This is a genomic window from Sphingomonas sp. OV641 (assembly GCF_900109205.1).
Lineage (GTDB): Bacteria > Pseudomonadota > Alphaproteobacteria > Sphingomonadales > Sphingomonadaceae > Sphingomonas.
Genome location: NZ_FNZB01000001.1, coordinates 701,943 through 725,950 on the forward strand (window position 1 = coordinate 701,943; position 24,008 = coordinate 725,950).

A 24,008-nucleotide genomic window follows, 5' to 3' on the forward strand; every position below is an offset into this window, starting at 1 on the left:
TAAAGGATCAGCCGGCCGCGCAAACGTGCGGGCCGATCGACCCGTCACCGGCCGGAACGCCCTCACCCTTCGCGAGCAGGCGGCGGCGCTCCACCGGGCCCGGCAAGCGCCATCCTGCGGTGTCCTGCGCGCTGAACCCGAAGAAGCGGCCATAATATTCCGGGTCGCCGATCAGCATCAGCGGGATGCCGGAGACTCGCGCCAATGCCCCCGCGACCAACAGGCGTCCAATGCCGTCGCGCTGCCGCTCCGGCACCACCGCCACGGGGCCGACGAGCGCCATGGGCACACGGCGGCCGTCATCGCCGCTGAACAGGACGGGCCAGAGCTGGATCGTTCCGAGCAACGCGCCGTCTTCCACCGCCGCGAGACTGGGGCCGAGCAGTGCGGGTACGCCAGCGCGCAGGCGATAGGCGGTTCGGCCATGCCGATCCGTCCCAAAGGCACGGTCGAGCAGCTGCTCCACCGCGCCGTTTTCCACCTGTTCAAGACCGATCAGTTCGATCACCCGCACCTCCCGCCCCCAAGATCGAGGGGTGGCGCGCTCTACCGAGTCGCAGTGGTAACGCAAGTGGCATGGCGCGAACGGCAATGTCCGGCTAAGCGCGCGGCGTGGAAGACATGCTCGAACTTGAAGTGCACGACCTGGAAGTGCCGGTGCTGACCGGCGTCTATTCCGAGGAGACGCACCTGCCGCAGCCGCTGCGAATCTCGCTGACGGTTCTGCTCGATGCGCCCGCGCGTTTCGCGCCGGATACGCCGCTTGCCGCTTCGAAAAACTATCTGGACCTGAAACATGCGGCGACTGCCGCCCTGCCGCCGGGGGTTCACTTCACGCTGATCGAAGGCGTGGCCGATCATATCGCCGAAACACTATTCCTGCAGGATTCGCGCGTTCGGCGGGTGAAGGTGAAGATCGTCAAGCTGGCGATCGCCGAAGAGGGCGAATCGATCGGGATCACCCTGCTTCGGCATCGTCGCTGAACGCCTGACGACCTGACGCCCGGTCGACGCCGGGCACATCCTTGAACGCGCGGGAGGGATCTCTCGCGGGACTCAGGCGACCGGCGGGGCGGCCCGCCGGCACGGGCCGAGCTGCTCCAGCACGAAGCGATAATCCTCCTGCGCGACGGCGGCATCCGCCGGCTCCATCGCCTGGGTGCTGCGGGCCGGCAACTGCCGTGGCAGGCTGCACGCGAGGCGATACCACAGCAGCGTGTCGCGCGGCGGCGGCCCGGCGGAATCGTCGACGATCTCGGACAGGGCGACCGCCCAGCGCGGCTGTTCGCCCGGGCGCCGCAGAATGCTGAGCGACACCGGCCGGTTGTCCTGGGTGGTCAGGAACACCTGGGTTTCGCCCTCCCCGGGAAGCGACCCCGGGACGTGAAAGGCATTGCCTACTCCGGTGACGATAGGGGGTGCATCCCCGGCCAGTATCTCGCCGGCAATGCGTCGGGTGAGGGCGTCAAGTTCCGGAGACCAGCCGCGCTGCGCCTCGGGGCCGACCAGCTGCACCTGATTGGCACTGCCGGCGACAGACCGTGCGAACAGGAGGACGCGGGCCTTCTTGTAGCGGGGCTGCCGGCCGTCCGGACCAAGCGGCGCATCCAGAACATAGCCGATGCGCGGCGGAATGGCCCGCGGGCCGCGGATCAGGGCGGTGACGTCGGCTTCCACATAATAACGGACGAATCCGGGCGGAACATTCGCGGCCTCCGCCCCCTTGATGCGGGTGGTGCTGGCAATTGTGGCATCTACCACCAAGGGAGCGTCGATCACCAGATCGACCATCTCTACATAGGATGGCGCCGGCGCTGAGATGGTGCCCGGCGCGGGCTGCTGCGCATGGATGGCTGCAGGTGAAACGGTGATCAGCGCGCAGACGAGCGCAGAGTTACGAATTGTACGAAAGGCCATGCCTTTCGGTTATCCGATCGCGCCGTGCTGATACAGAAATAAATCTCCTTTAGGACGATTGTACGTTTGTTGCGTCCGACAAAGCGTTTGCGTGTCGTTAAGGCGCAAGTTAGGAGTCGCGCTGTGCAAGGGTTCCGTTTAGCCCTTGCCAACGGACCGGCACGCCCACTCCGCCCATGCGGGGGCCGCGGCAGGCCGCCCGGCCCCTTCGGGCCATAGGGATTAGGGAGTGCTTTTGCTGAATGGCCTACTCTGACCAGAAGATGAGCGGGAGCAAGATCGTCGCGATTGTGATCGTGGCGCTCATCCATGCTGCTCTCGGCTACGCCTTCGTCACCGGCCTCGCGTTCCAGTACGTGAAAAAGGTGTCGGAGAAGCTGAATACGTTCGACGTTGAGGAACCACCGCCCCCGCCGCCGGACGAGCCGCCACCACCGCCGCCTGACGTTCCGATGACGCCGCCGCCCGTTGTGGCGCCGCCGCCCATCGTGTCCGCGCCATCGGCTCCGGTGACGATCGCCACCGTGCCTACGCCGCCGCCGGTCTACGTGCCGACGCCGGTTGCGCCGCCTGCGCCTCCGCCTCCTGCTCCGCCGGCACCGCCGGTCGTCAGCAAGGCTGCGGGTGCAAAGGGCAATCCTGCGGACTGGATCACGACCGACGATTATCCGCCGAGCTCGATCCGTGCCGAGGAAGAAGGCACGACCGTGATCAAGTGGACAATCAATGCCCAGGGTCGCGTGGAGAATTGCGTCACGACTCAGTCGAGCGGCTCCAATGCGCTTGATCAGGCAGCTTGCCGTGCGCTGACGCGCCGTGCCCGCTACACGCCGGCGTCGGACGCAGCAGGCAACCCGATCGCAACCACGCAGACGCGCCGCGTCGTGTGGAAGCTGCCCCGGGACTGATCCAGGCTTAACAGAATCGCGCTTTTCAGAGGGAAACACATCGAATGATCACCACCATCCTCGCCGCTGCCGCCGCAGCGCCGGCAGCTGCCGAAGGCGAAAACCCGTACGGCCTGGCCGCCGCGCTCGAGCAGGGCGGCATCATCGCCCAGACCGTGTTCGGCATCCTCGTGCTGATGTCGGTTGTCTCGTTCTACATCATGTTCACCAAGCTCTTCGAGCAGCAGAAGATCATCAACCAGGCGAAGCGCGTCCGCGGCTCGTTCTGGCAGACGAACTCGCTGCGCGAGGGTTCGGCGAAGCTGGAGAAGAACTCGGCCTACAAGCAGATCGTCGACGACGGCCTGCAGGCGCAGGAGCAGCACTCGAAGCTGACCGATCCGGTCGAAGCGCATGACTGGCTGCACGGCTCGCTGGCGCGCTCGGAAGCGATGATCAACTCGAAGCTCGGCACGGGCCTCGCGTTCCTCGCCACCGTGGGTGCGACGGCGCCGTTCATCGGCCTGTTCGGTACGGTTATCGGCATCTACCGCGCGCTCATCAAGATCGGTGCGGCTGGCCAGGCGTCGATCGACGCGGTCGCCGGTCCGGTCGGTGAGGCGCTTATCATGACCGCTCTGGGTCTCGCCGTCGCCGTTCCGGCGGTGCTCGGCTACAACTGGCTGCAGCGTCGCAACAAGTCGATCGCGGAAGACCTGTCGGCCTTCTCGAACGACGTGCTCGGCTACCTGGCGTCGAACGGTGCGGTTCGTCCGACCGTCGCCGGTGCGGCAAAGCCGGTTGCTGCCAAGCCGGCTGCCACCACCACGGCCGGTCAGGCCGGTGGCGTGCAGACCCGCTCGTAATGGGGAAAACGGGGCTGCCGCACCGGCAGCCCCGCTACCTTTCCCGGCCGGATCACCGGCGGGAACGAAGACATAGGATAGCCTGACTTATGGCGATGAGCGTTGGTGGAGACTCCGCCGCAGAAACCCCGATGTCGGACATCAACACGACGCCTCTCGTGGACGTCATGCTGGTGCTCCTCATCATCTTCCTGATCGCGGTGCCGGTCGTGATCCAATCGGTTCCGGTGAAGCTGCCAAGCGTGCGCTTCGACCCGACCACCACCAAGCCCGAGAACGTTTCCCTCTCGATCACGACCAAGCCGGACGGCGCCTGCGCCGTTTACTGGGGCATGACGGCGGTGACGCACGAGGAGCTGCTCGACCGTGCAGTGGCCAAGCTGAAGGCCGAGATCGAGCGTCAGGGCGGCCCGAACGCTCCGGGGCTCGAGCTTCCGGAAGCCCATGTTCGCGGTGACGTGAACGTGCCTTGGAAGTGCGTGGCAGGCGCGATCTACAACATGCAGATGGCAGGCTTCGCGCGCGTCGGCTTCATTTCCGAACCGCCGCCGGGCTCTGGCGTCGAGCGTCTGTAAGCAAAGCCACCAGGAGTAATCGATATGGCAATGAGTGGCGGCAAGGACGATGGCGAGCCGATGATGGAGATGAACACGACGCCGTTGATCGACGTCATGCTCGTTCTCCTCATCATGTTCATCATCACCATTCCGATCCAGACTCACGCGGTGAAGGTCGATCTGCCGGTCAACAACCCGGACGCGCCGAAGTCCCCGGTTGATCCGCAGAAGAACAAGATCACCATCGGCGTGGATGGCACGACCAGCTGGAATGGCGTCCCCGTGGATGCGGTGCGCCTGCGCCAGTATCTCGACGTGGCGGCGGCCATGAACCCGGAACCGGAGCTGCACTTCCAGCCCGACCCGCAGGTTCGCTACGACGTGGTCGACCAGACTCTTGCGGTGATCCGCCGGTCCAACGTGACCAAGCTGGGTTTCATCGGCAACGAGCAATATTACCGCGAATTCTGATCGCGCAGGCGATTGGAAGCATGACGGGCGGTCCGCAAGGGCCGCCCTTTTTTTGTGCCTGTCGCTCGCCGGCTGCGATCGGCATCGCCTCGAAAATGTGGCCGATCTCTTACAAGTCCTGCCAAGTTCCCGTTGCGCCATGTGACAGTTGGTGTCATACCAGTGTCACAGAACAGTAACGCAAATGAAGCGAAGCTGTAACGTAGGAGACGGACGTTGCGCACCCTGCTTTTTCTCGGCCTGGCAGCAGGCCTCGCCGCCCCCGCCATCGCCAGCGACCGCACCGGCTATCAGGCGATTGCCACGGGCGATTACCAGAAGGCGGAAGAGGAGCTGCTCGTCGAGCGCCGCATTTTCCCCCGCCGGCCAGAGCTGATGATCAATCTCGCGGCGGTTTACGCGCGCACCGGGCGCAAGGCGGAGGCCGCGGCCCTGTACCGCACCGCGCTGAACAGTGCCGCGGTTGATATGGCGCTGCCGGATGGGAATGTATCCTCGTCCCACATCGTCGCACAGCGCGGGCTGGACAGCCTGGGCGGCACCGAGATCGCTGGCCGCTGATCAGCCGGGGCGCCCATCAACGGGCCTGGTGTGCTTGTCGCGATCTGACCTAACAGGCGCACCCGGCGCGGTGACGGGGCTGAACTGATCGACATGCGTGATCGACGTGGTCGCGGCTGTGTTCTTCGGGGTTGGTTGCTGGCGTCGTGCCGCGACGTGGCGGTTGCGCCGCCAACCCCGGTGCCGTGATTGCGTGAGATGGGCCGGCGCGGCGACGGGACTGGACTGATCGACATGTGCGATCGGCGTGATCGGGGCTGTGCTCTTCAGGGTTGATTGCTGGCGTCGCGCTGCGACCGGCCTGTTGCCCCACCATTCCCTGCGCCGGTGATTGCGCGAGATGAACGAGCACCCGCCGGTGGGCGACGGCGGGTAGGCCAGCGATGCTCGTTCGGGTTGCGGGCATGTCGGGCCGCTGCCGTGGCCTCGCGAGGCGGGGTAGGTGGGCTGTCGAGGGCTTGCCCTGATAGGCGGGGTCGTTGTTGCGCACCGGGCGGATGTGGAGCGCGTCAACGGCGCCGTTCGAGATGGTGCAAATTGCCGCTCCTGGGTGCCGACCGGTTTTGAGCGTTTCGTTTCTCGGGCCGGGGGCCAGCGGAGCCTTCGCCGTGACTGCTCGTGAAGTGAATAGCCGCTGGCTGTGAAGCGGCGTGCGTCAGCGCGGGGGCGGGCGGGCGCGCGTTCGTCGCATTCACCTGTTCTTTACCTTCGCGTGGGTAGAAACAGCCCGTGCTTCTAGCCGAGCACTTCTCTCCCTAGTTTTTCTGCCCTCTAGCCAGGGCGACCTTGGCCGTTCGGTGATGCGAACGGCCATTTTCTTTGCCCAATTCCTTGCATCCGGCGGCCGATGCGCCTAGCGGGCGCGCGATCATGTCCAGCGATCAACCTTCTGCCGTCGTCCTCGTTTCGGGCGGCCTCGACTCGATGATTTCGGCCGCGCTTGCGCGTGAGGCCGGATATCGCGTCTTCGCTCTTTCGGTCGACTACAACCAGCGTCATCACGTGGAACTGGCGGCCGCACGTCGGATCGCCAGCGCATTGGGCGCCGTGCGCCATGTCATTCTTCCGATCGATCTTTCAGCTTTCGGCGGGTCGGCGCTGACGGCCGATATCGACGTGCCCAAAGACGGTGTCGGCGCAGGCGTGCCGGTCACCTATGTTCCGGCGCGCAACACGGTGTTTCTCAGCCTGGCGCTGGCCTGGGCGGAGGCGGCGGGCGCCCGCTCGCTCTTCATCGGCGTCAATGCGCTCGATTATTCAGGATACCCCGATTGCCGCCCGGAGTTCATCGCTGGGTTCGAGCGCCTGGCGGAACTCGCCACCAAAGCCGGGGTGGAAGGCGAGGCTTTCCGCATCCACGCGCCGCTGCAGCATATGACCAAGGCGGATATCGTGCGCGAAGGCAATCGGCTGGGCCTCGATCTGGGGCTGAGCTGGTCGTGTTACGATCCGACGCCGGCTGGCACGCATTGCGGATTGTGCGACAGCTGCCGGCTTCGCCACAAAGGCTTCGCGGATGCCGGGATCCCCGACCCGACGGTCTATGCGGTGACCCCGCCGGCGCCCTGACATGAGCTACGCCGTCAAAGAAATGTTCCTGACGCTGCAAGGTGAGGGCGTTCAGGCGGGGCGGCGCGCCGTGTTCGTGCGCTTCGCCGGGTGTAATCTGTGGTCCGGCCGGGAGCAGGATCGGGCAAGCGCCATCTGCCGGTTCTGCGACACCGATTTCGTCGGCATGGACGGGCTTGGCGGCGGGCGATTTGCTGACGCGGCAGCGCTGGCCGAAGCGGTGGTCCAGATGTGGGACGGCGGCGAGACGGATCGTTTCGTCGTGCTGACCGGTGGCGAGCCTATGTTGCAGGTGGACGATGCGCTCATCGACGCCCTGCACGATGCCGGCTTTTTCATCGCCATCGAGAGCAACGGCACGCTTCCGGTTCACCCGCGCATCGACTGGGTGTGTATCAGCCCCAAGGCTGGGAGCGAGACGGTGCAGCGTGCCGGAGACGAGTTGAAACTGGTGTGGCCGCAGCCGGGCAGCGACGTGGTCGCGATGGAAGGCTGGGATTTCCGCCACTTCCTGATCCAGCCGCTGGATGATCCAAACGCCGCGGCCAATCAGGATGCGGCGATGGCGCTGGTAATGGAGCGGCCGCGCTGGCGGCTGTCGCTGCAGACGCATAAAATGTTGGGATTGCGCTGAGCGTCGCCGCCGTTGGCTGAGCTGGATTGCTGATGCGACGTGCGATGGTGATCGACTCGGGCTGATTCTTCTTCCCCGGGGTAGGTGGGCTCTTTGAGAGAGGCTTCCGCTGCGCGGCGTGGAACTGGTAGTCCAAGCTGGCGAGTTCGCCCGCCCGGGATCCCGGCGCAACGCGAGAGCTCTGTGTAATTCCCCCTCGTCATGCCAGGCACATCCCGAAGTTTGCCAAGCCGCAAACCTCAAGCCGTTGCGTTCGTGGAGCATTGGATCCCGGCGCAAGGCCGGGATGACGAAGCTTGTGGGGGAGCCGCAGCGGTCCCGCACAGGGCCGTAAAGATGCAGCTTGCGGCGGGGCGCCAAGGTGCTCTCAGAAAGGCCGCGGTGACGCAGCTTGTGCGGCGACTTATCGGATCTCGCGAAAGTCTCCGGCCATGGCCGGACCGGCGCCACAGACCTCGTGCTGCAATCCTTTTGACGGGACGTTACGCCGCCGCAGCCTTGGCCGACCGCAGATCTTCGACAAAGCGGGAGAATTCACTCGTGCGCGCTGCTTCGTCGGGGAGGCGCAGCAGATAGCTTGGGTGGACCGTGATCCACGCCTCGCCGGCGTCGCCGGGCAGCCGCTTGGCTTGGCCGCGCTCGCGGCTGATCGTCATGACCTTGCCGAACAGCGAGCGTGCGGCGGTCGCTCCCAGCGCGACAGTGACTTTGGGCCGTACCAGCATCTGTTCCTGCTCGATCCACCAGCGACAGGCTTCGATCTCGCCCCCGTCCGGCTTGGCGTGGATCCGCCGCTTGCCGCGCGGCTCGAACTTAAAGTGCTTCACGGCATTGGTGACATAGGTCTGAGAGCGATCGATGCCGGCCTCGTTCAAGGCGCGATCGAACAATTGCCCAGCCGGGCCGACAAAGGGGTGACCTGACAGGTCTTCCTGATCGCCGGGCTGCTCGCCCACAAACATGATGCTGGCGGAGACGGGGCCTTCGCCGAATACGGTCTGGGTCGCATGCTTGTAGAGGTGACAGCGGGTGCAGCTCATTGCCTCATCCCGAAGCGCCTGCCAGGCGATCTCGCTGTTTCCGCCCGGCGCAACCCGTGCCTTGGCGATCATCCCGCTCTCCCGTGCCTGGGCCGTTGCCAGCAATTCCGGCACCAACGCGGTCTCCGGCATGTTTTTCCAGTATTTGCGCGGCATCTCCTTCAGCATCGCGCCGACCTTCACCCGCGCCGGATTGAAGATGGAGGCGTAATAGGTTTTCCAAACCTCCTCCGTCGGATCCCCCTCCGGCGCATCCGCCTTGGTGGCGCCCGGGCCTTCGCTGAGCGTGCTGCCGTCCCAGTGAAGCGATACCTCAGGGGTGAGGATCGACCAGCGCATGCTGGCGAAGCGGTTGACGAAAAAGGCCGCATTGGCGCGGACGATATGATGCTCCGGCTCGAACCAGGCGACATAGCGGCTGGCATCGCCCTCCTGCACCTCCCGGAAGCGGAGAAAGGCGCGCATCTTGTGAATGTCTCGCCGGACATGCTTGGCGAGCCCCTCCAGACGGCGGACCAGGGGATCGGCGTGGTCCTCGATCAGGCCGGGCTGGCGCCGTAGCCGTGCGAGCAGGGTATAGAGGAGGGAGAACCGTTCCGGATCGCGATGCAGGATCGCGTTCCGCGCGAGGTCGAGGAACGATCGTGGTACCTTGAAGCCCGCATCGACCGGATCATTGCGCGGCGTGGCGGTGGTGGCGAACAGATCGGCTGGCTGACCGCCGACCTGCCACACCACATCATCGGGCGGAACGCGGGCGCCGATCAGCCCCCGCGCTGCATCGCGCCATGTTTCGAAATCGTCCGGTTCGGAAAGCGTGACGAGCCGCATGGTGGCGTAGTGACCGTTCAGTCGCGCTCGTCGCTGCCCGGCGGATTATCGCGCGCGATCTCCAGCTCGGCGGGTTTGCGCTCCTCGTAGGTGGCCGCCATCTCCTGCTCGGTGGCGTCATCCAGTTCCTTGTCCGCGGCGGGGAACATCTCCTCCTCTTCCTCGTCGATGTGATGTTCGTAGCGATGCCGCATATGGGCGAAACGCTCCTCCCACTCACCAGACCCGAAAGGGAGATCCATCATCTCGCCGAGCAGGTCGTCGACCTCCTTATGTTCGGAGACGGAATGCCGCGCGTCATCGCGCAGATCCGGGTTGCCAAGCATCACGGCATAGAGCGACTCCTCCTCGGCAGCGGCATGGCTCTGCAATTCAAGGCGGAATGTTTCAAACAGGGTGCGGCGCTCCGACGTGTCGCCGGACTGTTCGGACAATTGCTTCAGCATCGCGCGCTGCTTGTCGTGATCGGCCTTCAGGTCGCGATAGATCTGCGGTTCGGACATGGTGGCGCTCCTCGCTATGCTCGGGAGAACCGGCGAGGGGAGTGCAGGTTGCTGTTGCGATCTGTTTTCAGGCGGTGAGCGCAGTCCGCCGAACGTCCGGCTGAGCACCTTGCATCGCGGCCTCCGCCTGGGCGAGCGCGCGGGCATCGTCCACGTCGAGCCACCAGGTGTCACCAATGTCGACGGCGACAGCCCCGCCGGTATCGGCAAGTGCCTCAACCCCGGCAGAGATCGAGCCGGTTCCGCCGGTGGCGATCACGTGCCGGAGGGCGGCGTGGAAGCGGCCGTCCACGGTGAAGACGCCGCAGTCGAACGCGTCATAGTCCGGCAGATGCTTTCCGATGGCGACGATGCGATCGCCGCTGGTGCGGACGCGGGTGACGTCGTCCAGATCCACCAGCCGGTTGTCGAGCCGCCGGTCGACCGCCAGCGCCAGCGGAGCCGGTGGCGCCGCGATCATGCGTGCGACGATTGCCGGGTCGAACAGGTGATCCGCCATCATCAGCAGGTGGCGCTCCGGCCCGATCGCATCGGCGCCCGTGAGGACGGAATGGCCGTTTGGCAATGCCCAGTCCTGCGTGACCACACAGGTGATCGCGGGATCAAGGGCGTGGAGGAAGCTGGTCAGCCGGGCGCTTTCATGCCCCGTCACCACGACAAAGCTGGTGGCGCCGCCTTCACGCGCAGCAGCGATCACCCGGGCAATGAGCGGCATGCCCGCCACACTGGTCAGAGGCTTTGAGGGTGAAACCTCGCGCAGCCGGCTGCCAAAGCCGGCTGCGACGATCAGGGCTTTCAAGACAATGCGGTCCCTGCTTACTCGGCGGCGAGCCGCGCGTCCGCGTGGATGAAATCGTCCGTCATCTGCGCGGCGATATCATCCGTAAACTGCTCGGGCGGGTGCTTGCAGAAGAAGGCCGATGGGCCGGTGAGCGCCCCTGCGGCGCCGCGCTCCAGGCCGACCTTCACGCAGCGGATCGCGTCCACCACCACGGCGGCGGAGTTCGGCGAGTCTTCCACCGACAGACGCAGCTCAAGGTTCATCGGCACGTCGCCGAACAGATTGCCCTCCAGGCGGAGGAAGCACAGCTTGTTGTCGTGCAGCCACGGAATGTAGTCCGACGGGCCGACATGGATGTTCTCGTCGGCCAGACGCTCGGAAAGGACGGCCTGCACCGCTTCGGTCTTGGACTCCTTCTTGCTCGACAGCCGATTGCGATCGAGCATGTTCATGAAGTCGGTGTTGCCGCCGGTGTTCAGCTGATAGGTGTGATCCACCGTGACGCCGCGCTGGGCGAACAGGTTCGAAAGAACGCGGTGGACGATCGTGGCGCCAACCTGCGCCTTTACGTCATCCCCGATGATCGGCAGACCAGCGTCTGCGAACTTCTTCTCCCACTCCGGGCGGCTGGCGATGAAGACGGGCATGCAGTTGACCACGCCGACACGCGCCTCAAGCGCGCATTCCATGTAGAATTCGGTCGCCTCCTGGCTGCCGACGGGCAGGAAGTTCACGAGAACCTCCGCGCCCGAATCCTTCAGCGCCTGCACGATTTCCGCCTTGGTGGCATCGCGCGTCTCGTCCATCTCGAACCCGCGATCATTGGCCGCGGTGAGCATGTGCGGGGCGACGCCGTCCAGCCGCACGCCCATCTGCACGACCGTGCCGGTTTCCGGCACGTCGGCGTGGAACACCTTGGTGCAATTCGGCTTGGCGAAAATGGCCTTGCCCAGATCGAGCCCGACCTTGCGGGAATCGACGTCGAACGCGGCGACGAATTCCAGATCCGAAACGCGGTAGCCGCCGATCTCCTCATGGATCAGGCCGTGCGCGGTGTTGCTGGCGGCGTAATGATATTTACCCTGAACCAGACTGGATGCGCAGTTGCCGATCCCGATAACCGCCACCTTGATCGTCGCCATTCTGTGAAACCCCAAAGGACCAGAGGTAAGCCCTGGCCATGACAATTGATTTGCAGCGTCGTGACAGATGCGCGACTTCTGTCAAGCGACCCGTGCGGCTGCTAAGGGGAACGCAAGGGGACGCAAAAAGTGACGACGATGGATGTGGGGCCGACAGTGACGGGAAAGCCGCGCGAGCTGCAAGGCTTTCTGAACCGCACGGTTTATCACCCCGCCGCCAAGCGGCTGGCGCGGGCGCTGGTGCCGACTCCGGTGACGCCCAACATGGTATCGGTTTTCGGCGCGCTGATGGTGATCGCGGCGGGGATCCTTTACGCGCGCGTCGGCACCACGGCGGCGATCCTCGCCGGCTTCGCGATCCACCTGTTGTGGCATGTCGTGGATGGTGCGGACGGCGACCTTGCCCGGCTGACCGGACGGGCAAGCGCCAATGGTGAAGTGGTCGACGGCCTTTGCGATTATGGCGGGCACGTCGCGCTGTACGTTCTGCTCGGCAGCGTCCTTGACGATGCATTCGGTGCGGCCGCCTGGCTGATCGTGATCGGAGCGGGGCTATCGCGCGTCGCTCAGTCCATCTTCGCCGAAAGCTCCCGGCGCAGTTATCAATGGTGGGCCTATGGCGTGCCATGGCTTCAGCATGATCGCAGCGCGCCAAAAGGTGTCGGCGGTGCGCTGGGCAGAGCGTATCTGGCGGTGTCCGGCGTCCTGACCGGGGCGACCAGCCGCATCAACGCACTGGTCACCAGCGCCGAGTTCGATCAGGCGGAACGCCAGCGGATCGCGCGACTGGCGCGGGAAGTGGGGCCGTCGTTCCTGCTGCTGCCGGGAATGCTTGGCGCCAATCCGCGCACCATCATTCTGGGGCTCAGCATGCTGGCGGGCAGCCCGTTGTGGTTCTTTCTTGTGGAGATCAGCTTGTTCAACCTGTTGCTCGTCATGGGTGTTGCGCGCCAGCATGCGCAATGCCGCCGTCTCGTCGATCTGATCGGCCGGGGGCGCTACTGATGGCCGGCCTGTGGTTCGAGGAGTTCTCGATTGGGCAGCGATTTGTTCATGAGATCCGCCGCACCGTCATCGAGGCGGACAACATGCTCTTTTCCGCACTGACCTATAATCCGGCGGCGCTGCACATCGACCATGCCTATGCCGCCACGACGGAGTTCGGAAAGCCGCTGGTGAATTCGCTCTTCACCCTTGGGCTGGTGATCGGACTCAGCGTGCAGGACACCACCTTCGGTACGACGGTTGCCAATCTGGGGATGAGCGAGACGGTGTTCCCCAAGCCGGTGTTCGCGGGAGATACCATCCGCGTCGAAACCGAAGTGAAGGGCCTGCGCCCGTCATCGTCGCGGCCGGGGCAGGGGATCGTGACGTTCGAGCATATTGGCATCAATCAGCGCGACGAAATCGTTTGCCGCACCACACGGGCCGCGCTGATGCTGGCAAAGCCTGCTTGACCCGGAACCGGCAAGCGCGGTTGCCGTTTCGAATACGAAACGGGAGACGACGTATGATTCGGTTAATGGCGACGGCTGGCGTGGCGACCTGTGCGCTGGCGCTGGGAGCTTGCGACGAAGGCAAGCTGGAAACGGGCGCGCCGGTCGCTGGCGGTGCCAGCGCGGTGGCGATGATGCGCACCGCAGCGGGCGCCGACGTGGGACGCGCGACTGCCACCGAAGTGTCGGGCGGCCTGCGTATCACGGTGGACGTGAAAGATATGCCGGCGGGTACGCATGGCGCCCATATCCATACGACTGGCAGGTGCGATGCGCCGGGCTTCGAAACGGCAGGCGGGCATTGGAACCCGACCAGCATGAAGCACGGAACGATGAACCCGCAGGGCCCGCACCAGGGCGACATCCCCAATTTGATCATCGATTCAGGCGGCCGCGGCACGGTCGCAGCGACCATTCCGAACGCGACCATGACGGGATTGCTGGACACGGACGGAGCCGCATTCATTGTTCATGCCGGACCGGACGATCTGAAGACCGACCCTTCAGGGAACAGCGGCGGCCGTGTCGCATGCGGCGTGTTCCAGCCGTCGTGAATGAGAAAGGGGCTGTGCCTTTCGGCCAGCCCCTTCATCACCGCTCATATCGTACCGGGTCAGTGACGCGGCGCTGACGTATCAATCCTTGCGAGCAAGGCTGACACCGTAAAGCTCCATGCGGTGATCGACCAGGCGGAAGCCGAGACGCTCCGCAATCTGCTTTTGCAGCAGCTCGAGTTCCGGATCGACGAATTCAATCACCTTGCCGGTTTCCACATCGATCAAATGATCGTGGTGTGCCTCCGGCGAAGGTTCGTACCGGGCGCGACCATCACCGAAATCGTGCCGGTCGAGGATGCCGGCCTCTTCGAACAGACGGACCGTGCGATATACGGTGGCAATGGAAATGCCGGGGTCGATGGCGGAAGCACGCTCATAGACCTTCTCCACATCGGGATGGTCATCGGCTTCGGAGAGAACGCGGGCGATCACCCGCCGCTGTTCGGTGATGCGCAAGCCCTTTTCCTGGCAGAGCGCTTCAAGATCGATCTTGCGTGGCATGTTGCCCATGTAGTGCCGAGAGCCTGTTGCGAAAAGCGTAAACGACTCGCAACAACCTCAGCTTAGCGCGATTGAGTAGCTGTGAGCGTCATAGACCTGGCCGCCCTTGCCCCGGTAATAGCCCCGACGCTCACCACATTTGGCGAAGCCGGTGCCGCGATAGAGCTCCACCGCATTGTTGCCGGCGCGAACCTCCAGGTGGACACGGACGGCACCGCGCTCCCGAGCGTCGGCGAGAATACTGCGCACCAGGGCCGAGCCGACGCCTTGGCGACGGAAGGCGGGCGCAGTGGCCAGCAACAGCAATTCAGCCTCGTCCACGATCGCGCGGGCAAGGGCAAAGCCGGCCGCCTCGCCGTCGACCCGCGCAAGCGTCAGCCACACGCCCGGCATGCCGAGGATCCCAAGGAGCTGGCTGCGCGTCCACGCTTCTCCGAACCGCGGATCGAACGCGCTGGCCATCACCTGCTCGACAGCGCCAAGGTCTGCGGCCGTCCCAGTCACCAATTCCACCATGTGGAGGCGGGTGCTCATGAGGGAAGTTTCGCGTCCGGTGCGCGGCCGTACAGCGGACGTGCGGGCAGAGTGGCGAGATCAACGGGCAGGAGGATGGCGTTCGCGGCCTCGGGCAATGCCTCCCGCGCCGCAACGGAGGGGTCCAGTTGGGTGAGCCAGCGAACGCCGTTTCCCACTGCAGTTCGCCCATTGAGCGCCGCGAGTGCCACATCGGGCCGTAGCGAGGCCAGCGGCTCGGTAGGCATCAGGGGCGAGGCGGTGAACCCTTGCATGAAGACCTCACCGTGCCCGCCTTCAAGCACGACCGCAAGCGGGGCATTTTCGCCAGCAGCAAAGGCGGCCGCAGCGATCAGGGACAGCGACGAATAGCCACGCACCGAAGCATTCCAGCCCACGCCCAGAGCCCGCGCGGCGGCGATCCCCACGCGGATGCCCGTGAAGCTGCCGGGCCCCACATCAACCATGATCTCGTCAGCCCGGCCACCGCCTGGAAGCTGCGCGATCATCGGCACCAGTCGCTCGGCATGACCCCGCCCGACCACATCGTGAATGGCCGCGATGACCTGTCCGCCCTCCCGCAGGGCGACGGAACAGGCGGCAGTGGCGGTGTCGATAACTAGCGTGCGCGGCATCGCGCCCCTTTGCCACCGCCGCGATGCGGCTCAACCCCTAAATCAGCCGAGCATCACGCGATGCGGTTGAACTTTTCGAACGCCGGGCGCGGGCTGCGGGCGAAGATGGTCGACGGATCGCCATAGCCGAGGGTGGAGATGAAGTTGGTGCGGACACCGGGCTGATCGGCAAAGAAGGCCTTGTCCACCTGACCTGCGTCAAACCCGCTCATCGGGCCGGTATCCAGCCCGAGCGCACGCGCGGCGAGGATGAAATAGCCGCCCTGAAGCGAGGAATTGCGGAACGCCGACGCTTCCCGCAGTTCATTATTGCCGTCGAACCAGCTCTTGGCATCGGTATGCGGAAACAGCTCCGGCAGGTGTTCGTGGAAGTTCACGTCCATGCCGATGACAACCGAGACAGGCGCCTTGCGGATCTTGTCCGCATTGCTGTCGCTGGCGCAGGCGGCAAGCTTCTCCTTCGCTTCGTCGCTGACGCACCAGACCAGCCGGGCGGGAAGCTGATTGGCGCTGGTCGGCCCCATTTTCATCAGATCCCAGATGGCGCGCAGCTGATCTTCGCCGACCGGCTGATCGGTGAAGCCGTTGTAGGTGCGGCCGGCACGGAACAGCTGGTCCAGCGCGGCATCGTCAAGCGGGGCGGCCATCTTCAGTCCTTGTCTCGATTGCAGGATGTCGGTTTGAGGGTGTCGACCGTGGGGATCAGGTGTTGGTGAGGACATCAATCCGCCGAACGGGCGCGTGCTAGGCGCACCCGCTGCGGCGCCCGATCAGATCGCCCGAACCTCGGTGACTTCCGGCACGTAATAGCGCAGCAGCTGTTCGATGCCGTTCTTCAGCGTTGCCGTGGAAGAGGGGCAGCCCGAGCAGGCGCCCTGCATCCGCAGATAGACCTTGCCCTTGTCGAACCCGCGATAAACGATGTCACCGCCATCGTTCGCCACCGCCGGGCGCACGCGCGTGTCGATCAATTCCTTGATCTGGGCGACGATTTCCGCGTCGGCGGGATCATCGTCGTAATGCTCCTCGGCGGGCGGCACGGAGAAGCCGGCCGATGCCTGACGGAACAGCGGCATCTGTGCGGTGAAATGATCCATCAGAATGGCAAGCACGTCGGGCTTCACGTCCCGCCAGTCGCTTCCCGGTGCGATCGTCACCGAGATGAAGTCCCGACCGAAGAATACGCCGCTGACATCGCCCAGATCGAACAGCGCGGTCGCGAGCGGCGAAGCCTCTGCCTCCTCCGGATTGGCGAAGTCCCGCGTGCCGGCATCCATGACGATGCGGCCCGGCAGGAATTTAAGGGTGGCCGGGTTCGGCGTCGGTTCGGTCTCGATCAACATAAACTGCATGTGGCGTGCGGGACTGGACCGATCAAGCGGGCGCACGGAAAGGAAAGGTTTCCGGTCGCGCAATCTCCCTGCGTTCGATAGCGGTGAGCGCCATGGAGCCTGACCGGATTTCGCCAGCGGCCGCGCGCCGCATCGCTCTTGCGGCGCAAGGATTTGGCGCACGTCGCCCGGATCATGTCTCCCCCGTCCATCTGCGGCGTACGCTCGACCGGCTGGCGCTGCACCAGATCGACAGCGTCAACGTCCTTGCGCGCGCCCATTATCTGCCGGCCTTTTCGCGCCTGGGCGGCTATGACCGCGATCTGTTCGACAAAGCGGCATGGGGCGCACGATCGCAGCGGCGCATGTTCGAATATTGGGCGCATGAGGCGTCGCTGCTGCCGCTGAACCTTCATCCCCTGCTTCGCTGGCGCATGGCGCGCGCCGATCGCGGGCTGCTCCGGTCCGAGGCCATGCGGCGGTTTGCGACGGAGCGGCGGCCCGAGGCGATGGCGTTGCTGGCGCGCATCCGCAGCGAGGGCGCGATGGCGGCGTCCGACGTGGAAAGCAGCCGGACGGGATGGTGGGAATGGAGCGGGGCGAAGACCGCGCTCGAGTGGCTGTTCTATGCCGGCCATGTCACGACGGCCACCCGGCGACGCGGGTTCGAGCGGGTGTATGACGTTCCCGAGCGCGTGCTGCCGAGCGCCGTGCTTGACCTGCCGACCCTGGACGAAGCGAGCGCTCATGCAGCCTTGGTGGAACGCGCGGGTCGCGCACTTGGGATCGCCACCGCGGGGGAGTTGCGCGATTACTTCCGCCTGACGCCGGCCGATGCGTCCGCCGCCATCGCGCGGTTGGTGGAGGAGGGTGTGTTCCGCCCGGTAACCGTGGAGGGCTGGCCGGCGGCGTACCTGCATCACGCCGCGAAGCGCCCGCGCCGGATCGAAACGCAGGCGCTGCTCGCGCCGTTCGACCCGCTGATCTGGGAGCGGGCCCGTACGGAAAGGCTGTTCGGATTTCGATACCGGATCGAGATCTACGTGCCGGCGGAGAAGCGCCGCTGGGGTTATTACGTGCTGCCCTTCCTGCTGAACGAGCAGATCGTGGCGCGTGTCGACCTGAAGGCGGATCGCGACGGGGGCCGGCTGCTGGTGCGGGCCTGCCATATTGAACCGGGCGCGCCGGGCACCGCGATGGACCGGCTGGAGGAAGAGTTGCAGACCATGGCGACATGGCTCGGCCTGGATGTGGTGGCGCGCTGACGCGGGGCGGGCGCCAGGCCAGGCGCGTGCCCGGCTTTCAGAAGTCCATTTGCTTGATGGCGGCATTCCAGGCGGCGATGTTGTCGCGCGCTTCCTGCACGAAGGCAGAGCGACGGACGATGCCCAGAAACATGTCCGCAATCCACTTGCCCGGGTTGCGGAGCGGCCGTTCGAACTGGATCAGCAGGACCACGCGGGTACCATCCGTCTCGTTCCACACCTCGTGATCATAGGTGTCGTCGAAGACCAGGGTTTCGCCTTCGCTCCAGCGGACCACGCGCCGATCGACGCGCATGCGCACGTCGCCATCACGCGGCACGATCAGGCCGAGGTGACAGGTGATCAGCCCCTTGGAGACGCCGCGATGCGCCGGAATGTGCGTGCCCGGCGCGAGGATCGAGAAAAAGGCGCTGTTCAGCCCCGGAATCTGCTTCACCAGCGCGCTCGTCACCGGGCAACGTGCGGCATTGTCGTCGATGCGGTAGCCGTAGCCCCAGAGGAAGAACGAGCGCCACATGCCCAGTTGCGCGATGGAGCGGTGATCGGGCGATATCGTGGCGAGGCTGGGGGACGCATCGCCCTGCAACGCCACCTGCATGGCCTCCGCCCGAATGTCCTGCCAGTGATCGCGCAGGAGCTGCGTCCAGGGAAAGGTGCGCACGTCCAGCACTGGATCGTTGGGAACGAGCGAGGATGAGGCGATCAGGCTGTCGAACACACCGCGCAGGTGCTTGCCCAGCCGGATGATGAGCGGGCGGTTCGGCTCTGCCTTCATCTCCGGTGGCAGCTTGCCCAATATCGGTGTGTCGGCGCCCGGGCGATCGGCAAAGCCGCGGGGCGGATCGCCGAGGATGGCGCCTGCCATCATTGCGGATCGCACGCCATAATCCTGACGCATCTCGTTCCGGGTCTGGATGATGGTCCCCACGTCGCTTTCCCGCTCTTTTCCTCAAGGCCGCTTGCATCTTGCTGGTGCAATTCAACCGCTCGGGCCGCGATCCTAGGGGCGATTCGGGTCTAAAACATGGCATTTAGACGGTGATCGAAAGATCGCCGCCGGGTGTGGCGGCGATGCTTCGAGCAGGCTAGAAGCCGGGCCATGATCCGCTTCCCGCGCGCACTTTCTGCGCCGTTCGCCGCTCTTCCGCTCCTTGCCATCGTTGCCGTTCCGGCCATCGGCCAGCAGGCTGCGCCAAAGGCCGGCGCCGTCGCTGCCGTCGCCCGTACCTCGCCGAAACCGCCCACGCCGACACCGCCCGCGCAGGGCACGATCGTCGATCCCGCGACGATCACGGTCGATACCGCGCCATGGCTATTCAAGGGATCGGACATTCCGCCCGATCGAGCCTGGAACTTCGGCGCTCTGCCGAACGGGCTGCGTTATGCCGTGCGCAAGAACGGCGTGCCACCCGGGCAGGTCGCCGTTCGCGTGCGGATCGACGCGGGATCTTTGAACGAGACCGATGACGAGCGCGGTTATGCGCATTTGATCGAGCATCTGTCGTTCCGCGGTTCGAAGTACGTGCCCGACGGAGAGGCAAAGCGCGTATGGCAACGGTTCGGCGCCACGTTCGGCTCGGACTCGAACGCTCAGACCACGCCGACGCAGACCGTCTACAAGCTCGATCTGCCGGCGGCGACCGAGGCAAACCTCGACGAAAGCCTCAAGATCTTCGCCGGCATGATGTCCGAACCGGGCATCAACGCGCAGGGCCTCGCGGCCGAGCGGCCGGCGGTCCTGGCCGAACAGCGCGAGGCACCGGGGCCTCAGGTGCGGCTGTCCGATGCGCGCAACGCCCTGTTCTTCGCCGGACAGCCGCTTGCCGACCGGTCTCCGATCGGGAACGTCAAGACGCTGGAGGCCGCGACGCCGGCGAGCGTGCTGGCTTTCCACCGGCGTTGGTATCGCCCGGCACGTACCGTGGTGATCATCTCCGGCGACATCGATCCGGCCACGGCCGCCCGCCTCGTCGTTAAGAATTTCGGGGGCTGGGAGGGTGTCGGCGCCGATCCGGCAGAGCCGGACTTTGGAAAGCCTGATCCGAAGGGGACGCCGACGGCGGCGATCAACGAGCCGTCCATTCCGCCATTGGTCGTCACTGCGGTCCTTCGCCCGTGGACCTATCGTGATGATACGATCATCTTCAATCAGAAGCGGCTGGTCGATCTCGTCGCGATGCGCGTGATCAATCGCCGGCTGGAAAACCGCGCGCGGCAGGGCGGCAGCTTCCTTCAGGCCAGCGTGAATCTTGAGGATGTCGCACGGTCGGCAAACGGCACCTTCGTCAGCATCCTGCCGATCGGAGATGATTGGGAGGCGGCGCTGAAGGATGTGCGCGCGGTCATCGCCGACGCGATGACCACGGCGCCCAGCCAGGCGGAGATGGACCGCGAGACGGCCGAGTTCGAAGGCGCGATGCGCAATGATGTCGAGACGGCGCGGGTCGAGGCCGGTGCAAAACAGGCCGACGACATGGTGCAGGCGCTCGACATCCGCGAGACGGTCGCGGGGCCGCAGGAATCCTACAACATCTTCCTCGACGCCAAGAAGAAGGGGATGTTTTCCGCTTCGGCAGCGTTGGAGTCGACCCGCCGGGTGTTCCAGGGTGATGCCGAGCGCGCTTTGGTGAACACCCGTGCGGCGGATCCGGGCGCGGCGGCGAAGCTGGCGGCCGCGCTGACCGCCGACGTGTCCAAGCTCGCCGGCCGCCGCACGCGGCAAACGAAGGTCAACTTCAAGGACCTGCCCAAGCTGGGGACGCCGGGCACGGTGGCCACGCGAGAGGCGATCGCAGATCCGGGCGTCGAGAAGGTGACTTTCTCGAACGGCGTGCGCATGCTGATGTACGCCAACGGATCGGAGACCGGGCGGGTGTATCTGCGCGTGCGCTTTGGCCGGGGCTATGGCGCGCTGCCGGCCGACAAGGCCACGGCTGCCTGGGCCGCGGAGAGCGCGCTGGTGCAGAGCGGGATCGGCAAATGGGACCAGGGCGACCTGGACGTGCTGACCACTGGCCGTCGCATGGGGCTGGGCTTCGACATCACTGACGACGCGTTCGTCCTGAACGCCATCACCACGCCGGGAGACTATGCGGACAATCTGGCGCTGATGGCGGCGAAGCTTGCCGCGCCGCGCTGGGATGCGGCGCCGGTGCTGCGCGCCAAGGCCGGTGCGCTGGCGGGCTATGCCGGGTTTGACTCCTCGCCCGATGGCGTTCTTTCGCGCGATCTCGAGCGCAAGCTGCGCGCCGGGGATCCGCGTTGGGGGCCGCCGACGCGCGAGGAGATCGAGGCGCTGACGCCGGAAGCGTTCCGTAAGCTTTGGGAGCCGTTGCTGGCGACGGGCCCGATCGAGGTGGACGTGTTCGGAGACGTGAAGGCGGACGAGGCAGTCGCCGCGGTCGCCCGAACCTTCGGCGCGCTCAAGCCGCGTACCGAAGCGCCGCTGGTCGCATCGGATGTGGCCTTCCCGGCCCATAACGACCGCCCCGAGGCGTTGACCCACGAAGGCGCGGACACCCAGGCTGCTGCCGTGATCGCCTGGCCCACGGGTGGCGGCACGCAGGGGATTGCCGAAAGCCGCCGGCTGGAGATCCTCGCCGCGATCTTTGGCGATCGCCTGTTCGATCGCCTTCGTTCGGTCGCGGGTGCCAGCTACAGCCCCAGTGCGCTCAGCCAGTGGCCGCTCGGGCTGAACAGCGGCGGGCGCGTGCTCGCCGTCGGCCAGGTCGCACCGGAGAACGTCGACCTGTTCTTCAAGCTGAGCCGGGAGATCGCGGCCGAACTCGTCACCACGCCGGTGACGGAGGATGAGCTGCGCCGGGCGATCGGGCCGATGATGCAGTATCTGGCGCGCGCATCCTCGGGCAACCAGTTCTGGCTGCTGCAGGTGAGTGGCGGCGCTTATGACGCGAACCGCCTAGCGGGCGCGCGAACCTTGGTCAGCGACTATATGTCGATCACTCCGCAGACGTTGCAGGCCACGGCTGCCAAATACCTGCGGCCGGAGCGGGACTGGACGCTCACGGTTCTGCCGAAAGACAAGGCCAAGTAATCAACGAGCCCGGCCGCCCCGCATGACAGGGTGGCCGGGCGCGACGGCGATCGGTCTTCGACGAGTCCGGGCGCGCGCCTGGTTCGTTCAGCCCTTGTAGAGTGCTTCGAGACGCTCGCCATAGATCTTGCGCAGCACATGGCGACGGATCTTCAGGCTGGGCGTCAGCTGCTCGTTCTCAATGGTGAAGGGCTCGTCGGCGAGCATGAAGCGCCGGACACGCTCCGTTACCGACAGATCCTTGTTCGTACGCTCAACCGCCTGCCCGATGGCGGAACGGTAAGCGGCATTCGCGGCGAGCGCCGATGGATCATTGCTGATCCCGTTGGTCGTACAGAATTCGCGCGTCCAGTCCGGATCGGGCACGATGACGGCCACCATATGCGGCTTGCGATCGCCGGCGATCATCGCCTGCATGATCTCGGGCTGCAGCGTCAGCATGCCCTCGACCTTTTGCGGCGCGACATTGTCGCCCTTGTCGTTGATGATCAGGTCCTTCTTGCGGTCCGTGATCTTGATCCTGCCGGCCGTATCGATCACCCCGATGTCGCCGGTGTGCAGCCATCCGTCCTGCAACACCCGTGCGGTTTCGCTGGGGTTGCGCCAATAACCGTGCATCACCAGTTCACCGCGTACGAGGATCTCGCCATCCTCGGCAAGGCGCACTTCCGTCATGGGCAATGGCGGGCCGACGCTGTCGACGGTGACGCCGACCTTGGGACGGTTGCAGGAGATGACGGGCCCTGCCTCCGTCTGGCCGTAGCCCTGGAGAAAGGTGACGCCCAGCGACTGGAAGAAGATGCCGACTTCCGGGGTGAGCGGTGCGCCGCCGGAAACCATCGCCTTCATGCGGCCGCCGAACTTCTTCGCGATCTTCGGCTTGAACACGGCATCGACCAGCAGCGCCTTTGGCCGATCGCTGAGCCGCAACGTACCGGCGGCACGCTTGGCCCCGATGTCCAGCGCCGCGCCGAGCAGGCGCTGCGACAGGCCGCCCTGTTTGTCGATCGCCTTGCTGATCCGCACGCGAAGCACCTCGAACAGGCGCGGCACGACGAACATGATGGTGGGGCGAACCTCCTCCATGTTCGCGGCGAGCTTCTCCAGCCCTTCGGCGTAGTAGATCTGACCACCCATGGCGATCGGCAGCATCTGTCCGCCGGTATGTTCATAGGCGTGGCTCAAGGGGAGGAAGGAGAGGAACACCTCCTCGCCCCAGCCCAGATCCTCCGAAATGACATTGGCGCAACCGGCGATGTTGTGGAGGATCGCGCCATGGTGCTGCATCACGCCGCGCGGCGCGCCGCCTGTGCCCGAGGTGTAGATGATGCAGGCGGTATCGTCCCGGCCGAAGCCTGCGCCGGCCGCGATCACCGCAGGCGGCGTGTCATGTTCCTTGATGAGGCCAGCCCAGCTGCAACTGCGCACGCCGGAGGGGCGGGGGCGAAGCTGATCAAAGGCGATCACCGTTTCGACGTGCGTGGTGCGCAGCACTGCCTTCAGCAGCGTATCGGCGAGCTTCTGCGTCGAGACGATCACCGCGCGCGCACCCGAATTCTCGATGATATGGGCGTGATCGCGTTCAGTGTTGGTGATGTAGGTCGGCACGGTGATGCACCCCGCCGCCATGATGGCGAGATCGCTGATGCACCATTCCGGCCGGTTCTCGCTGACCAGCATCACCCGATCGCCCCGGCTAAGGCCGATCGACTTGAGCGCGGTCGCCAAGCTTGCCACTTGCCGGGCGGCCTCAGACCAGCTGATCGGCTGCCACGCGCCGTCCCGCTTCGCCCAGAGGAAGGGCACATCGCCCTTTTGCTCCGCACGGGTGAAGAACATCGTCACCAGATTCGGGAAATGTTCGAGCTGGCGTGGCGCCATGTTCCTCTCCGCTTCT

General features: G+C 65.4%; 26 protein-coding genes. 13 read left to right on the forward strand and 13 right to left on the reverse strand.

What is annotated here, in order from left to right:
- Window positions 1–7: 7 nt before the first annotated feature.
- Complete coding sequence (locus tag BMX36_RS03140) at window positions 8–508, reverse strand: GNAT family N-acetyltransferase (RefSeq protein ID WP_093063648.1); 501 nt, start codon at window positions 506–508, stop codon at window positions 8–10.
- 104 nt (window positions 509–612) lie between these two features.
- Here BMX36_RS03140 and BMX36_RS03145 point away from each other — a divergent pair, with 104 nt between their 5' ends.
- Window positions 613–984, forward strand: a complete 372-nt coding sequence (locus BMX36_RS03145) for a dihydroneopterin aldolase (protein ID WP_066777876.1) — start codon at window positions 613–615, stop codon at window positions 982–984.
- A gap of 72 nt (window positions 985–1,056) precedes the next feature.
- On the opposite strand, the gene BMX36_RS03150 is transcribed toward BMX36_RS03145, so the two are convergent.
- Entirely contained in the window at window positions 1,057–1,917 is an 861-nt protein-coding gene (locus BMX36_RS03150; protein WP_093063649.1) for a hypothetical protein, read from the reverse strand.
- Between the two features lie 242 nt (window positions 1,918–2,159).
- Here BMX36_RS03150 and BMX36_RS03155 point away from each other — a divergent pair, with 242 nt between their 5' ends.
- The 7 genes from BMX36_RS03155 to queE all read left to right on the forward strand — a co-directional run bounded on the left by BMX36_RS03155 (window position 2,160) and on the right by queE (window position 7,462).
- Entirely contained in the window at window positions 2,160–2,825 is a 666-nt protein-coding gene (locus BMX36_RS03155; protein ID WP_093063650.1) for an energy transducer TonB, read from the forward strand.
- 44 nt (window positions 2,826–2,869) lie between these two features.
- Window positions 2,870–3,670, forward strand: a complete 801-nt coding sequence (locus BMX36_RS03160; protein ID WP_066781326.1) for a MotA/TolQ/ExbB proton channel family protein — start codon at window positions 2,870–2,872, stop codon at window positions 3,668–3,670.
- Window positions 3,671–3,759: 89 nt separating this feature from the next.
- Window positions 3,760–4,245, forward strand: coding sequence for an ExbD/TolR family protein (locus BMX36_RS03165; protein ID WP_066781325.1), 486 nt, complete (start codon window positions 3,760–3,762; stop codon window positions 4,243–4,245).
- Between the two features lie 24 nt (window positions 4,246–4,269).
- The gene (locus BMX36_RS03170) at window positions 4,270–4,698 is read left to right on the forward strand and encodes an ExbD/TolR family protein (protein ID WP_066781324.1); all 429 of its coding nucleotides are present in this window, start codon (window positions 4,270–4,272) and stop codon (window positions 4,696–4,698) included.
- A 216-nt stretch (window positions 4,699–4,914) separates the two neighbouring features.
- The gene (locus BMX36_RS03175) at window positions 4,915–5,259 is read left to right on the forward strand and encodes a hypothetical protein (protein ID WP_093063651.1); all 345 of its coding nucleotides are present in this window, start codon (window positions 4,915–4,917) and stop codon (window positions 5,257–5,259) included.
- An 870-nt stretch (window positions 5,260–6,129) separates the two neighbouring features.
- Window positions 6,130–6,828: a 7-cyano-7-deazaguanine synthase QueC gene (gene queC / locus BMX36_RS03180; protein WP_177179010.1), complete on the forward strand. Its 699-nt coding sequence runs from the start codon at window positions 6,130–6,132 to the stop codon at window positions 6,826–6,828.
- 1 nt (window position 6,829) lies between these two features.
- Entirely contained in the window at window positions 6,830–7,462 is a 633-nt protein-coding gene (gene queE / locus BMX36_RS03185) for a 7-carboxy-7-deazaguanine synthase (protein ID WP_093063652.1), read from the forward strand.
- A 482-nt stretch (window positions 7,463–7,944) separates the two neighbouring features.
- Here the strand turns inward: queE and BMX36_RS03190 are convergent, their stop codons facing one another.
- The 4 genes from BMX36_RS03190 to BMX36_RS03205 form a co-directional block, all read right to left on the reverse strand.
- Window positions 7,945–9,333 (reverse strand): UdgX family uracil-DNA binding protein, encoded by a 1,389-nt coding sequence (locus BMX36_RS03190; protein ID WP_093063653.1) that lies wholly within the window; start codon window positions 9,331–9,333, stop codon window positions 7,945–7,947.
- A 17-nt stretch (window positions 9,334–9,350) separates the two neighbouring features.
- Window positions 9,351–9,836 (reverse strand): hemerythrin domain-containing protein, encoded by a 486-nt coding sequence (locus BMX36_RS03195; protein WP_066781319.1) that lies wholly within the window; start codon window positions 9,834–9,836, stop codon window positions 9,351–9,353.
- 67 nt (window positions 9,837–9,903) lie between these two features.
- Window positions 9,904–10,635 carry a phosphocholine cytidylyltransferase family protein gene (locus BMX36_RS03200; protein WP_093063654.1) on the reverse strand — a complete coding sequence of 244 codons (732 nt, stop codon included), beginning with the start codon at window positions 10,633–10,635 and terminating at the stop codon, window positions 9,904–9,906.
- A gap of 17 nt (window positions 10,636–10,652) precedes the next feature.
- A complete protein-coding gene (locus BMX36_RS03205) occupies window positions 10,653–11,759 on the reverse strand; it encodes an inositol-3-phosphate synthase (RefSeq protein WP_066781315.1) in 1,107 nt (368 codons plus the stop codon).
- 138 nt (window positions 11,760–11,897) lie between these two features.
- On the opposite strand from BMX36_RS03205, the gene BMX36_RS03210 reads away from it, so the two are divergent.
- The 3 genes from BMX36_RS03210 to BMX36_RS03220 are packed head-to-tail and all read left to right on the forward strand — an operon-like array spanning window position 11,898 to window position 13,809.
- A complete protein-coding gene (locus BMX36_RS03210; protein ID WP_093063655.1) occupies window positions 11,898–12,764 on the forward strand; it encodes a CDP-alcohol phosphatidyltransferase family protein in 867 nt (288 codons plus the stop codon).
- Complete coding sequence (locus BMX36_RS03215) at window positions 12,764–13,216, forward strand: MaoC family dehydratase (protein ID WP_093063656.1); 453 nt, start codon at window positions 12,764–12,766, stop codon at window positions 13,214–13,216. The genes BMX36_RS03210 and BMX36_RS03215 overlap by 1 nt, the downstream gene beginning before the upstream one ends.
- Before the next feature lie 53 nt (window positions 13,217–13,269).
- Entirely contained in the window at window positions 13,270–13,809 is a 540-nt protein-coding gene (locus BMX36_RS03220; RefSeq protein ID WP_256210641.1) for a superoxide dismutase family protein, read from the forward strand.
- Window positions 13,810–13,890: 81 nt separating this feature from the next.
- Here BMX36_RS03220 and BMX36_RS03225 read toward each other — a convergent pair whose 3' ends face one another.
- The 5 genes from BMX36_RS03225 to BMX36_RS03245 all read right to left on the reverse strand — a co-directional run bounded on the left by BMX36_RS03225 (window position 13,891) and on the right by BMX36_RS03245 (window position 16,804).
- Window positions 13,891–14,313, reverse strand: coding sequence for a Fur family transcriptional regulator (locus tag BMX36_RS03225; protein WP_066781339.1), 423 nt, complete (start codon window positions 14,311–14,313; stop codon window positions 13,891–13,893).
- A gap of 57 nt (window positions 14,314–14,370) precedes the next feature.
- Complete coding sequence (locus tag BMX36_RS03230) at window positions 14,371–14,847, reverse strand: GNAT family N-acetyltransferase (RefSeq protein WP_093063658.1); 477 nt, start codon at window positions 14,845–14,847, stop codon at window positions 14,371–14,373.
- Complete coding sequence (gene tsaB / locus BMX36_RS03235; protein WP_093063659.1) at window positions 14,844–15,461, reverse strand: tRNA (adenosine(37)-N6)-threonylcarbamoyltransferase complex dimerization subunit type 1 TsaB; 618 nt, start codon at window positions 15,459–15,461, stop codon at window positions 14,844–14,846. Before tsaB ends, BMX36_RS03230 begins: the two co-directional genes overlap by 4 nt.
- A 53-nt stretch (window positions 15,462–15,514) precedes the next feature.
- Window positions 15,515–16,108 (reverse strand): malonic semialdehyde reductase, encoded by a 594-nt coding sequence (locus tag BMX36_RS03240; RefSeq protein WP_093063660.1) that lies wholly within the window; start codon window positions 16,106–16,108, stop codon window positions 15,515–15,517.
- Window positions 16,109–16,231: 123 nt separating this feature from the next.
- Window positions 16,232–16,804, reverse strand: a complete 573-nt coding sequence (locus BMX36_RS03245) for a NifU family protein (RefSeq protein ID WP_093065182.1) — start codon at window positions 16,802–16,804, stop codon at window positions 16,232–16,234.
- Window positions 16,805–16,905: 101 nt separating this feature from the next.
- Here BMX36_RS03245 and BMX36_RS03250 point away from each other — a divergent pair, with 101 nt between their 5' ends.
- Window positions 16,906–18,057 (forward strand): winged helix-turn-helix domain-containing protein, encoded by a 1,152-nt coding sequence (locus tag BMX36_RS03250; RefSeq protein WP_093063661.1) that lies wholly within the window; start codon window positions 16,906–16,908, stop codon window positions 18,055–18,057.
- A 37-nt stretch (window positions 18,058–18,094) separates the two neighbouring features.
- On the opposite strand, the gene BMX36_RS03255 is transcribed toward BMX36_RS03250, so the two are convergent.
- Window positions 18,095–18,985, reverse strand: a complete 891-nt coding sequence (locus tag BMX36_RS03255; RefSeq protein ID WP_256210642.1) for an aspartyl/asparaginyl beta-hydroxylase domain-containing protein — start codon at window positions 18,983–18,985, stop codon at window positions 18,095–18,097.
- A gap of 171 nt (window positions 18,986–19,156) precedes the next feature.
- Here BMX36_RS03255 and BMX36_RS03260 point away from each other — a divergent pair, with 171 nt between their 5' ends.
- Window positions 19,157–22,111 (forward strand): M16 family metallopeptidase, encoded by a 2,955-nt coding sequence (locus BMX36_RS03260; protein ID WP_093063662.1) that lies wholly within the window; start codon window positions 19,157–19,159, stop codon window positions 22,109–22,111.
- An 87-nt stretch (window positions 22,112–22,198) separates the two neighbouring features.
- Here BMX36_RS03260 and BMX36_RS03265 read toward each other — a convergent pair whose 3' ends face one another.
- A complete protein-coding gene (locus BMX36_RS03265; RefSeq protein WP_093063663.1) occupies window positions 22,199–23,992 on the reverse strand; it encodes an AMP-dependent synthetase/ligase in 1,794 nt (597 codons plus the stop codon).
- Window positions 23,993–24,008: the final 16 nt, after the last annotated feature.